The organism is Mycobacterium talmoniae (genome assembly GCF_001854525.1).
Classification (GTDB): domain Bacteria; phylum Actinomycetota; class Actinomycetes; order Mycobacteriales; family Mycobacteriaceae; genus Mycobacterium; species Mycobacterium talmoniae.
In genome coordinates, this window is the sequence record NZ_MLQM01000055.1 from 15919 (window position 1) to 27324 (window position 11406).

At 71.6% G+C, this 11406-nt stretch carries 13 protein-coding genes; 10 read left to right on the forward strand and 3 right to left on the reverse strand.

Annotated features, from left to right (window positions below; genetic code table 11):
• The 5 genes from BKN37_RS12245 (at position 1) to BKN37_RS12265 (ending at position 4123) form a co-directional block, all read left to right on the forward strand.
• The gene (locus BKN37_RS12245; RefSeq protein ID WP_071026117.1) at positions 1-312 is read left to right on the forward strand and encodes an urease subunit beta; all 312 of its coding nucleotides are present in this window, start codon (positions 1-3) and stop codon (positions 310-312) included.
• Positions 312-2036 (forward strand): urease subunit alpha, encoded by a 1725-nt coding sequence (locus BKN37_RS12250; RefSeq protein ID WP_071026119.1) that lies wholly within the window; start codon positions 312-314, stop codon positions 2034-2036. The genes BKN37_RS12245 and BKN37_RS12250 overlap by 1 nt, the downstream gene beginning before the upstream one ends.
• Before the next feature lie 91 nt (positions 2037-2127).
• The gene (locus BKN37_RS12255) at positions 2128-2763 is read left to right on the forward strand and encodes an urease accessory protein UreF (RefSeq protein ID WP_071026121.1); all 636 of its coding nucleotides are present in this window, start codon (positions 2128-2130) and stop codon (positions 2761-2763) included.
• 17 nt (positions 2764-2780) lie between these two features.
• Entirely contained in the window at positions 2781-3479 is a 699-nt protein-coding gene (ureG, locus tag BKN37_RS12260) for an urease accessory protein UreG (RefSeq protein ID WP_071026123.1), read from the forward strand.
• On the forward strand, positions 3479-4123 hold the full coding sequence (locus BKN37_RS12265) for an urease accessory protein UreD (RefSeq protein WP_071026125.1): 645 nt from the start codon (positions 3479-3481) through the stop codon (positions 4121-4123). Before ureG ends, BKN37_RS12265 begins: the two co-directional genes overlap by 1 nt.
• Here the strand turns inward: BKN37_RS12265 and BKN37_RS12270 are convergent.
• From BKN37_RS12270 to BKN37_RS12280, 3 genes are all read right to left on the reverse strand, one after another.
• On the reverse strand, positions 4120-5508 hold the full coding sequence (locus tag BKN37_RS12270; protein ID WP_071026127.1) for an NAD(P)/FAD-dependent oxidoreductase: 1389 nt from the start codon (positions 5506-5508) through the stop codon (positions 4120-4122). The genes BKN37_RS12265 and BKN37_RS12270 overlap by 4 nt on opposite strands.
• Positions 5509-5607: 99 nt before the next feature.
• Complete coding sequence (locus BKN37_RS12275) at positions 5608-6525, reverse strand: LLM class F420-dependent oxidoreductase (RefSeq protein ID WP_071026129.1); 918 nt, start codon at positions 6523-6525, stop codon at positions 5608-5610.
• Positions 6526-6593: 68 nt separating this feature from the next.
• Complete coding sequence (locus BKN37_RS12280) at positions 6594-7271, reverse strand: SDR family oxidoreductase (protein ID WP_207547236.1); 678 nt, start codon at positions 7269-7271, stop codon at positions 6594-6596.
• Positions 7272-7280: 9 nt separating this feature from the next.
• Between BKN37_RS12280 and BKN37_RS12285 the strand changes: the two genes are divergently transcribed.
• The 5 genes from BKN37_RS12285 to BKN37_RS12305 form a co-directional block, all read left to right on the forward strand.
• On the forward strand, positions 7281-7487 hold the full coding sequence (locus BKN37_RS12285) for a hypothetical protein (RefSeq protein ID WP_071026131.1): 207 nt from the start codon (positions 7281-7283) through the stop codon (positions 7485-7487).
• 10 nt (positions 7488-7497) lie between these two features.
• Positions 7498-8250 carry a molybdate ABC transporter substrate-binding protein gene (gene modA / locus BKN37_RS12290; RefSeq protein WP_071026134.1) on the forward strand — a complete coding sequence of 251 codons (753 nt, stop codon included), beginning with the start codon at positions 7498-7500 and terminating at the stop codon, positions 8248-8250.
• Positions 8251-8258: 8 nt separating this feature from the next.
• The gene (locus BKN37_RS12295; protein WP_165618324.1) at positions 8259-9047 is read left to right on the forward strand and encodes an ABC transporter permease; all 789 of its coding nucleotides are present in this window, start codon (positions 8259-8261) and stop codon (positions 9045-9047) included.
• A gap of 6 nt (positions 9048-9053) precedes the next feature.
• Positions 9054-10163: a sulfate/molybdate ABC transporter ATP-binding protein gene (locus BKN37_RS12300; RefSeq protein WP_071026136.1), complete on the forward strand. Its 1110-nt coding sequence runs from the start codon at positions 9054-9056 to the stop codon at positions 10161-10163.
• Between the two features lie 423 nt (positions 10164-10586).
• Positions 10587-11406, forward strand: an 820-nt coding sequence (locus BKN37_RS12305; protein ID WP_071026138.1) for an APA family fibronectin-binding glycoprotein, incomplete at its 3' end; no start/stop codon positions are given.

Here is an 11406-nt window from a genome sequence, read left to right on the forward strand (position 1 = left end):
GTGATCCCCGGCGAAATCCTCTACGGCAGCAGCGATATCGAGATCAACGAAGGCGCACCGCGGCGAGAAATGCAGATCATCAACACCGGCGACCGGCCGGTGCAGGTCGGCAGCCATTTCCATCTGCCGCAGGCGAATGCGGCGCTGGAGTTCGACCGGGCGGCCGCGCACGGGCATCGGCTGGACATCCCGGCGGGCACCGCGGTGCGGTTCGAACCCGGCGTGCCGCAGCGGGTCTCGGTGGTGCCGCTGGGCGGCCGCCGTGAGGTGCCCGGGCTGAGCCGCACCCCGCCCGGACGGCTGGACCGCTGATGGCGTCGCTGTCGCGGGCGCGCTACGCGCAGCTGTTCGGCCCCACCACCGGGGACCGGATCCGGTTGGCCGACACCGACCTGCTGATCGAGATCACCGAGGACCGCAGCGGGGGACCGGGACGCGCCGGGGACGAGGCGGTGTTCGGCGGCGGCAAGGTGCTGCGGGAGTCGATGGGCCAGGCCCGGGCCACCCGGGCCCAGGGGGCGCCCGACACCGTCATCACCGGTGCGGTCATCATCGACTACTGGGGAATCATCAAGGCCGACATCGGCATCCGTGACGGCCGCATCGTCGCGCTGGGCAAGGCCGGCAACCCCGACACGATGGCCGGGGTGCATCCGGAGCTGGTGGTCGGGCCGTCCACCGAAATCCTCAGCGGGGAGGGGCGGATCGTCACCGCCGGCGCCATCGACTGCCATGTGCACCTGATCTGCCCGCAGATCCTGCCCGAGGCGCTGGGCGCCGGGATCACCACCATCATCGGCGGCGGCACCGGGCCCGCCGAGGGCTCCAAGGCCACCACGGTGACGCCCGGCGACTGGCATCTGGCGCGGATGCTGGAGGCGCTGGATCCCTGGCCGCTCAACGTCGCGCTGCTGGGCAAGGGCAACACGGTCAGCGCCGAGGCGCTGTGGGAGCAATTACGGGCCGGCGCATCGGGTTTCAAGGTGCACGAGGACTGGGGCGCCACCCCGGCGGCCATCGACGCCTGCCTGTCGGTCGCCGACGCCGCCGGGGTGCAGGTGGCGCTGCACTCCGACACCCTCAACGAGGCCGGGTTCGTCGAGGACACCTTGGCCGCGATCGCCGGCCGATCGATTCACGCCTACCACACCGAGGGCGCCGGCGGCGGCCACGCGCCCGACATCATCACCGTCGCCGCGCACCCGAACGTGCTGCCCAGCTCCACCAACCCAACCCGCCCGCACACCGTCAACACCCTGGCCGAGCACCTGGACATGTTGATGGTCTGCCACCACCTCAACCCGGCGGTGCCCGAGGATTTGGCGTTCGCCGAGAGCCGGATCCGGCCGTCGACCATCGCCGCCGAAGACCTGCTGCACGATTTGGGCGCGATCTCGATGATCGGCAGCGACTCGCAGGCGATGGGCCGGGTCGGCGAGGTGGTGCTGCGCACCTGGCAGACCGCGCACGTGATGAAGCGCCGCCGCGGCGCGCTGCCCGGCGACCCGTCCGGCCACGACAACACCCGGGTGCGCCGCTACATCGCGAAATACACCATCTGCCCGGCCATTGCGCACGGGATGGACCACGAGATCGGGTCGGTGGAGGTCGGCAAGCTCGCCGATCTGGTGCTGTGGGAGCCGGCGTTCTTCGGGGTGCGCCCGCACGCCGTGCTCAAGGGCGGGGCGATCGCCTGGGCACAGATGGGCGACGCCAACGCCTCGATCCCCACCCCGCAGCCGGTGCTGCCGCGACCCATGTTCGGCGCCGCCCCGGCGGTCGCCGCGGGCACCTCGGTGCACTTCGTGGCGCCGCAGGCCCTCGAAGCCGGGCTGGCCGAGCGGCTGGCGGTGCGCCGCCGGCTGGTGCCGGTGGCCAACGTGCGCGGCGTCGGCAAGGCGCAGCTGCCGCTCAACGACGCGATGCCGCGCATCGAGGTCGACCCGGACACCTTCACGGTGCGCATCGACGGGGAGGTGTGGCCGGAGCAGCCGGCCACCGAATTGCCGATGGCGCAACGCTACTTCCTGTTCTGATGAGTGCCCTCACGGTTCGCCGAACGTGCGCCCACGGCGGGTTTTCGCCCGATTTGCCGCCGTGGGCGCACGTTCGGCGTCGGGGGACGCCATGACCAACCTGACCACCCTGCTGACGTTGGCCGACTCCCGGCTGCCCACCGGCGGCCACGTGCACTCCGGCGGCCTGGAAGAGGCGGTCACCAGCGGTCTGGTGACCGACCTGGCCACCCTGGAAGCGTTCTTAGTGCGGCGCATCCGCAGCCACGGCCTGGTCACCGCGTCGCTCGCGGTCGCCGTGCACCGCGGCGATCTCGGCGTGCGGCGGGCCGACGCCGAAACCGACGCCCGCACCCCGGCGCCGGCCGCCCGGGAGGCCTCCCGCAGCCAGGGCCGCGGGCTGACCCGGCTGGCACGGCGGGTGTGGCCGGAGGCGGCCTGGGCCGAGCTGGGGCGCCGCCCGCATCTGGCGGTCGCGGCCGGCCGGGTGGGCGCGGTCAGCGGGTTGGCGCCCGGCCACACCGCGCTGAGCGTGGTGTACACCACCATGACCGGCTCGGCCACCGCCGCGCAGCGGCTGCTGGCGCTGGACCCGGCCGACGTGGCGGCGTTGACCTTTGCGTTGTCCGGGCTGTGTGAGCGCACCGCCACCGCGGCCGGCACCGGCCTGGCCGACCTGTCCGATCCGCTGCTGGACGTGCTGGCCCAACGACACACCGACCGTGACCAGCCGCTGTTCGTTTCCTAGAGATTGAAAGGCGCGCCATGCCACCGCATTTCCTCGACGGCCAACCCCACGCCCTCCCCCGCAAGCGGGAGGTGCCCCCAACCGACCGGCCGCGCCGGGTGCGCCAACCCGGTGAGCCGCTGCGCATCGGCATCGGCGGCCCGGTCGGCTCCGGCAAAACCGCGCTGGTCGCGGCGCTGTGCCGGCAGCTGCGCGACGAGTTGGCGCTGGCGGTGTTGACCAACGACATCTACACCACCGAGGACGCCGACTTCCTGCGCCGGCACGCCGTGCTGCCCGACGACCGGATCGCCGCGGTGCAGACCGGCGGCTGCCCGCACACCGCGATCCGTGACGACATCACCGCCAACCTCGACGCGATCGAGGACCTGATCGCCGCCCACGACCCGCTGGATTTGATCCTGGTGGAGTCCGGCGGCGACAACCTGACCGCCACCTTCTCGTCGGGGCTGATCGACGTGCAGATCTTCGTCATCGACGTGGCCGGCGGCGACAAGGTGCCGCGCAAGGGCGGTCCGGGGGTGACCTTCTCCGACCTGCTGGTGATCAACAAGACCGACCTGGCGCCGCTGGTGGGTGCCGACCTGAGCGTGATGGCCCGCGACGCCGCCGCGGTGCGCGACCACCGGCCCACCGCGTTTTTGTCGTTGACCGAGGACCCGGCCGCCACGCCGGTGCTGGCCTGGGTGCGCAGCCAACTGGCCACCAGCCCGTGATGCACTCCCGGGTCACGCTGGTCGCCCGCCGGGATCGGTTGCCGCGCATCGACTGTCGCGGCGGCGTCGCGGCCCGGCTGACCGCGCCCGACACCGTGCACCTGGTGTCGGCGGCGGCCACCCCGCTGGGCGGGGACCGCATCGAGGTGCGGGTGATCGTCGAAGCGGGCGCGGTGCTGCGGCTGCGCAGCGCGGCGGCCACCGTCGCGTTGCCCGGGGCCGCCACCGCCACCTCGCACGCCCGGTGGCGCCTCGAGGTGGCCGGCGAACTGGACGTGGATCTGGAACCGACCGTGGTCGCCGCCGACGCGCGGCACGTGTGCAGCGTGGCGCTGCAGCTGCACGCCGACACCCGGATTCGGCTGCGGGAGCGGGTGCAGATCGGCCGCAGCGGTGAGCGGGACGGCTTTTGGTCGGGGTCGCTGTGCGCCGACGTCGGCGAGGACCCGCTGCTGCGGCACCGGGTGGAGTTGGGCGCCGGCTCGGTGGCCGACGACGCGCTGGCCGCCCCACGGGCCGGCGTCAGCGAATTGCGTTATCCCGCCGACGGATTCGTCGCCGCCGCCTGGCCGGGCTCGACGGTGCTGGCGTTGGCCGGCGGCGGCACGCTGCGCACCTGGCAGGGGGAGCGGCTGCGCGGTTAGCTGGCCGCTTTGTCGGCCTGGCCGCCGCGGGCCTCGGCGGCCAGCACCTCCAGCTGTTCGAGCCGGGTGCGGGCGAACGCCTGCTGCTCGGTGATGGTGAGCTGGCCGCGGTGGTTGCGGATGAAGGTCACCCCCCACGACAGCAGGGTGGTGAACTTGGTTTTGAACCCGATCAGATACACCAGGTGCACCATCAGCCAGGCCAGCCAGGCGAAGTAGCCGCTGAACTCCAGCGGACCGATCTTGGCCACCGCGGAGTTACGGGACACGGTGGCCATCGACCCCTTGTCCAGGTACTGGAACGGTTCCCGGGCCGCCGGGTCGGCGCCGGCCAACTCGGCCTTGATGGTGTTGGCCGCGTACTTGCCGCCCTGGATGGCGCCCTGGGCCATGCCGGGCACCCCCTCCACCGCGGCCATGTCGCCGACCACGAACACGTTGGGGTGCCCGGGCAGCGACAGGTCGGGCAGCACCTTGACCCGGCCGGCCCGGTCGAGCTCCACCGAGCACTGTTCGGCCAGGTTGCGGCCCAGCGGGCTGGCCGACACCCCCGCCGACCACACCTTGCAGGCCGATTCGATGCGCCGCAGGGTGCCGTCGGCGTCCTTGACGGTCAGCCCGTTGCGGTCGACGTCGGTGACCATGGCGCCGAGCTGGATCTCGACGCCCATCTTCTCCAGCCGGGCCGCCGCTTTCTTGCCGAGCTTGTCACCCATCGGCGGCAGCACCGCCGGGGCGGCGTCGAGCAGGATCACCCGCGCCTTGGTGGAGTCGATGTGGCGGAAGGCGCCCTTGAGGGTGTAGTCGGCCAGCTCGGCGATCTGTCCGGCCATCTCCACCCCGGTGGGCCCGGCCCCCACCACGGTGAACGTGAGCAGCTTCTTGCGCCGCTCCGGGTCGCTGGACCGCTCGGCCTGCTCGAACGCGCTCAGGATGCGGCCGCGCAGCTCCAGCGCGTCGTCGATGGACTTCATCCCGGGCGCCCACTCGGCGAAGTGGTCGTTGCCGAAGTAGGACTGGCCCGCCCCGGCCGCCACGATCAGGCTGTCGTACGGGGTCTGGTAGGTGTGGCCCAGCAGCTCCGAGACGACGAACTTGCCATCCAGGTCGATGTGGGTGACGTCGCCGAGCAGCACCTGGGTGTTGCGCTGTTTGCGCAGCACCAGCCGGGTCGGCGGGGCGATCTCACCCTCGGAGATGATCCCGGTCGCCACCTGGTACAGCAGCGGCTGGAACAGGTGATGGGTGGTGCGGGCGATCAGCTTGACGTCGACGTCGGCGCGCTTGAACTTCTTGGCCGCGTTCAGGCCGCCGAACCCGGATCCGATGATCACCACCCGGTGCCGGCCGGCGGGGCTAGCAGTGGCTTCAGGCTGGGCACTCATGACTGGGTTGCTCCTCGAGGGCGACTGCGTTCACCAATACGGTAGTCGGCCTAATTGATCGCAGCCGCACCGGCCGCTGTGTGATGACCCACAGTTGGCCTAGCCGTCGACCAGCGGACGCAGCGCCGCACCGGCCGCGGTGATGGCCCCGGGGGTGGCGAACGGCATGTTGATGATCACGCCGCCCACCCCGGCGTCGAGCACCTTGGTCTTGATCTGCTCGGCGACCGCGTCGGCGCTGCCGACCACCATCCGCTGGCTCATCTCGGCGGGGATCTGGTCGGCGGTGGCGTCGTCGTCGACCAGCGCGGTGATCAGCGCGCTGGTTTCCAGGGTCGCCGGGTCCCGGCCGATCTCCTCGCAGCTGCGCCGGACGGCTTGGATCTTGCCGGGCAGTTCGTCGAACCCGGCGATGATGTTGAGGTGGTCGAAGTGCCGGGCGGCCAGCGGGATGGTCTTCTTTTCGCCGCTGCCGCCGATCAGCAGCGGGATCCGGTCGCGGTAGCGCGGCTCGGCCATGGCCTGCTCGGTGCGATACCAGCGGCCCGAGAACGTCGGCCGCTCACCGGTGATCATCGGCAGGATGATCTGCAGCGCCTCGCCGAGCCGGTTGAACCGGTCGGTGAAGGTGCCGAACTCGAAGCCCAACTGGTCGTGCTCCAGCTCGAACCATCCGGTGCCGATCCCCAGGATGGCCCGCCCGGCGCTGACCACGTCCAAGGTGGTGATCACCTTGGCCAGCAGCGTCGGGTTGCGGTAGGTGTTGCCGGTGACCAGGGTGCCCAGCTGCACGGTGCTGGTGGCGGTGGCCAGCGCGCCCAGCGCGGTGTACGCCTCGAGCATCGGCTGGTCGGGGGAGCCCAGCATCGGCAGCTGGTAGAAGTGGTCCATCAGGAAGACCGAGTCGAAGCCGGCGGCTTCGGCCTCTTGGGCCTGCGCGATCACGGTGGGGAAGAGCTCGGAAACCCCGGTGCCGTAGGAGAAGTTGGGGATCTGGAAGCCAAGGCGGGTAGTCACCGGATCGACCCTAGTCGCCAAAGGTCTTCCGCCGTCCCCGATTACGCTTCCGGCGAAGCGGGAATATCTCAGGCGAACTGGGTGAGCGCCCCGTGGCTGACGTGCAGGGTTTGTCCGGTGATGTGCCGCGCCGCCGGGGTGGTCAAAAACAGCGCCAGCCGGGCGGCCTCGGCCGCCACCGGCGGCGGGGTGCTGGTGAGCCCGGTGTAGCCCGGCTCGACGTCGCGCCCGCCGGCGACCACGTTGACGGTGATCCCCCGGGTGCCGAACAGGGTGGCCTGCCCGGCCGTCCAGTTCGACAGCGCGGCCTTGACCGCGGCGTCGGCGCTGCCGTCGCGCGGGTTTTCCGGCACCACCGAAATGATCGACCCCCCGGACCGCAGGTGATCACCCACGGTCTGCACGGTCAGCACCGCCGAGAGCATGCCGGCGTCCCAGGTGTTGCGCCACGCGGCGGCCAGCTCGGCGGGGGTGTAGGTGCGCGGATCGCCGGCGTCGAACCGCGGCGCCGGGACGTTGATGATCGCGTCCAGGTGATGGGGGAACAGCCCGCGGGCCTCGGCCATGCTGGCCGGATCGGTGTTGTCGCAGGTGACGGCCTCGACGTCGAGTTCCTTGGCGGCGACTTCCAGCTCGTCGCGGCGCGCGCCGGCCAGCGTCACCTGGTGGCCGGCGTCGCGGAAGTTCTCGGCGATCGTGCGTCCCAAATCGGTGTCGCCGCCGGTGACCAGCACCTCCATCGCCATGACCTCCTCGTGTTCAACGCGGAATCCCTGGTCCCCGGGCGGGTGGCCCGGCGTTTCGATGGTGGCACACCGCAGGGCCGGTACCTGGGATTTCAGCGCGTGATGGCGTTGATCGCGTCGATGTTACTGGACGGTAGCTATACGGGGGAATTCGGGAACGAAACGATCCGGGAACATCCCGGCCTCGACCCGGCCACGGGGGCCGCCGCCGGTTAGGGTGCGACGCATGAGGCGGGTCTGGGTGGTGGCCATGGTGCTCGCGACGGCGCTGGCCGGGTTGGTGGGGTGCGGATCCAAATCACCGGCGCCCTCGATCACGGTGTTCGCGGCGGCCTCGCTGAAGCCGGCCTTCACCGAGATCGGGCAGCGATTCCAAACCGATAATCCCGGCGCCCGCATCGAATTCAATTTCGCGGGCTCCTCGGAGCTGGCCACCCAGCTGACCCAGGGCGTCACCGCCGACGTGTTCGCCTCGGCCAACACCGCGCAGATGGATAAGGTCGCGCAGGCCGGGCTGCTGGCCGGGGCCGCGGTGCCGTTCGCGGCGAACACCCTGGTCATCGTCACCGCACCGGGCAACCCCAAAAAGGTCGCGTCGTTCGCCGACCTGGCCAAGCCGGGGCTGAGCGTGGTGGTGTGCCAGCAGCCGGTCCCGTGCGGGTCGGCGACCCACAAGGTGGAGGACAGCACCGGGGTGCAGGTCGCCCCGGTCAGCGAGGAACCCGACGTCACCGACGTGCTCAACAAGGTGATCACCGGGCAGGCCGACGCCGGGCTGGTGTACATCACCGACGCGCTCAACGCCGGCGACAAGGTGACCGCGGTCAGGTTTCCCGAGGCGGCCGGCGCGGTGAACATCTACCCTATGGCGGTGCTGAAGAACGCGCCGCAATCCGGGCTTGCGCAGCGGTTCGTGGACCTGGTGACCGGCCCCGCGGGTCAAAAGATCCTCGACAAAGCCGGTTTCGCGAAGACCTGAGGGTGAGTGTGAGCCGGCCTGCCGGTCTGCCGCGCTGGGTCTACATTCCGGCCGCCGCCGCGGCCGCGTTCGTCGTGCTGCCGCTGGTGGCGATCGCGGTCAAGGTGGACTGGCGGCATTTCTGGTCGCTGATCACCAGCCCGTCGGCGGTGACGGCGCTGGGGCTGAGTTTGAAGACCGCCGCCGCCAGCACCGCGTTGTGCCTACTGCTGGGGGTGCCGTTGGCGTTGGTGTTGGCGCGCAGCCAGGCCCGGGTGGTGCGGCTGCTGCGGCCGCTGATTCTGTTGCCGCTGGTGCTGCCGCCGGTGGTGGGCGGGATCGCGTTGCTGTACGCGTTCGGCCGACTGGGCCTGATCGGACGCTACCTCGACGCCGCCGGCATCGACATCGCGTTCACCACCACGGCCGTGGTGCTGGCGCAGACCTTCGTCTCGCTGCCGTTTCTGGTGATCGCATTGGAAGGCGCGGCCCGCACCGCCGGCGCCGACTATGAGGTGGTGGCCGCCACGCTGGGGGCCCGACCCAGCGCGGTGTGGTGGCGGGTGACGCTGCCGCTGCTGCTGCCCGGGCTGGCCTCGGGGGCGGTGCTGGCGTTCGCCCGCTCGCTGGGCGAATTCGGCGCGACGTTGACGTTCGCCGGGTCGCGGGAGGGGGTCACCCGCACGCTGCCGTTGGCGATCTACCTGCAACGGGTGACCGACGCCGACGCGGCCGTCGCGCTGTCGCTGCTGCTGGTGGTGGTGGCCGCGCTGGTGGTGATCGGGCTGGGCACCCGCAGGTTGACCGGTGTGGGCTAGCCCAGGGTGAGCGAACTGCAGCTGCGCGCCGTCGTGGCCGACCGCGGCCTCGACGTCCAGTTCGCGGTGCCCGCCGGCGAGGTGCTGGCCGTGCTGGGACCCAACGGGGCGGGAAAATCCACCACGCTGCACGTCATTGCCGGGTTGCTGCGGCCCGACGCGGGCCTGGTGCGGCTGGGTGAGCGGGTCCTCACCGACACCGCGACCGGGGTCAACGTCGCCACCCATGACCGCCGGGTGGGCCTGCTGCTGCAGGATCCGCTGCTGTTCCCGCATTTGAGCGTGGCCGCCAACGTCGCGTTCGGGCCGCACAGCCGGCGGGGCCGGCGGCGGTCCGGGCGGGGGCCGGTGCGCGAGGCGGCGCTGCGTTGGCTGCGGGAGGTGGACGCCGAATCGCTGGCCGACCGCAAGCCGCGACAGCTGTCCGGCGGGCAGGCCCAACGGGTGGCGATCGCGCGCGCGCTGGCCGCCGAACCCGAGGTGCTGCTGCTCGACGAGCCGCTGTCCGGGCTGGATGTGGCCGGGGCGGCGGCCATCCGCGCGGTGCTGCGCACCGTGGTCGCCCGCGATGGGCGGGCCATCATCTTGATCACCCACGACCTGCTGGACGTGCTGACGCTGGCCGACCGGGTGCTGGTATTGGAGGACGGCAGGATCGCCGAGCTGGGGCCGGTGGCGCGGGTGCTGGCCGCACCGCGCAGCCGGTTCGGCGCCCGCATCGCCGGGGTCAACCTGATCGCCGGGGTGCTCGGTGACGACGGCGCCCTGCACACCGGGTGGGACACGGCGTGGCACGGGACGCCGGACGACGGTCTTGCGGCCGGCCGCGATGCGGTTGCGGTGTTTTCGCCGGCGGCGGTGGCGGTGTACCGGCAGCCGCAACCGGGCAGCCCGCGCAACAGCGTCGCGGTGACGGTGGCCGAACTGGATTCCCGCGGTGCGGCGATCCGGGTGCGGGGGCAGGAGCAGCCCGACGGCGCACCGGGTTTGGCCGCCGACATCACCGCCGACGCGGCCGCCGAGCTGCGGCTTAGCCCCGGCGAGCGGGTGTGGTTCGCGGTGAAGGCCGCCGAGGTGGGGCTGCACGCCGCCGGGCCGCATCACCACGCGCCGTGACGGGGGCGGTGGCTGCGCTGGTGGGGGTGGCCGCCGAGTCTGCGGTGGCGGCCTCGACTCTGCGCTGGTGGCGTCGAGTCTGCATCCACGGCATCGAGTCTGCGTTGAGGGCATCGAGTCTGAACCCACGGCACCGAGTCTGCGGTGAGGACGTGTTCGCGGCTAGAAACTCGGCCTGAGCGCAGTCTCAATGCCCTGAGCGCAGACTCGGGACCCTGAGCGCAGTCTCGATGCCCTCAGCGCAGTTTCGCTGCCCTCACCGCAGACTCGACGCCGCCACTACAGCCTCGATGCCCTCAGCGCAGGCTCGATCGGCCAACTGCCCCCGCCGTTCCTGGTCGCGGATCACGACACGGCAAATATCCCACGCATCGTGCGCAAGTCGCACTTGCGTCACGGAGGTAACACGGTAGGTTTCTGGCCATGGAGCAGGTGGATCCGTACGCGACACGACGTAAAGGCATCTGGTCGGCGCTGGCAGCGGCGGCCGTGGCCGGTGCCATGACCTTCGCGGTGCCCGCGACCTTGGCGAATGCCGAGCCGCCGCCCCCGGCGCCGGACACCAACACCCCGGCGCCGCCGCCGGCCGATCCCAATGCGCCGCCTCCGCCGCCCGCGGACCCCAACGCGCCGCCGCCGCCGGCGGGCGAGCCGGGTGCTCCCGAACCCGGTCGAGTCGACGACGCCGCCGCCGGCTTCAGCTATGTCATCCCCGCCGGTTGGGTGCAATCCGACGCCAGCCACCTGGAATACGGGTCGGCACTGCTCAGCAAGGAGACGGGGGAGCCGCCCGCGCCCGGTCAACCGCCGGCGGTCGCCAACGACACCCGGATCGTGCTGGGCAAGCTGGACCAACGGCTGTACGCCAGCGCCGAAAGCGACAACACCAAAGCCGCCACCCGGCTGGGCTCGGATATGGGCGAGTTCTTCATGCCCTACCCCGGCACGCGGACCAACCAGGAGACCGCCCCGCTCAGCGGCGGCGGCCTCACCGGTAGCTCCTCGTATTACGAGGTCAAGTTCAGCGACACCGCCAAGCCCAACGGCCAGATCTGGACCGGTGTGGTCGGCACGCCCGCGACCACTCAAGGCGCCCCGAGCCAGCGTTGGTTTGTGGTGTGGCTGGGCACCGCCAACAACCCGGTGGACAAGGTGGCCGCGAAAACGTTGGCCGAGTCGATCCGCCCGTTGGCGCCGCCCCCGCCGGCCCCCGGCGCTCCGCCGGCTCCGGGTGCTCCGGCTG

Coding starts and splice junctions, on each gene's coding strand:
- BKN37_RS12250 (WP_071026119.1), top strand. CDS start 312: ATGGCGTCGCTGTCGCGGGCGCGCTACGCGCAGCTGTTCGGCCCCACC.
- BKN37_RS12255 (WP_071026121.1), top strand. CDS start 2,128: ATGACCAACCTGACCACCCTGCTGACGTTGGCCGACTCCCGGCTGCCC.
- ureG (WP_071026123.1), top strand. CDS start 2,781: ATGCCACCGCATTTCCTCGACGGCCAACCCCACGCCCTCCCCCGCAAG.
- BKN37_RS12265 (WP_071026125.1), top strand. CDS start 3,479: ATGCACTCCCGGGTCACGCTGGTCGCCCGCCGGGATCGGTTGCCGCGC.
- BKN37_RS12270 (WP_071026127.1), bottom strand. CDS start 5,508: ATGAGTGCCCAGCCTGAAGCCACTGCTAGCCCCGCCGGCCGGCACCGG.
- BKN37_RS12280 (WP_207547236.1), bottom strand. CDS start 7,271: ATGGCGATGGAGGTGCTGGTCACCGGCGGCGACACCGATTTGGGACGC.
- modA (WP_071026134.1), top strand. CDS start 7,498: ATGAGGCGGGTCTGGGTGGTGGCCATGGTGCTCGCGACGGCGCTGGCC.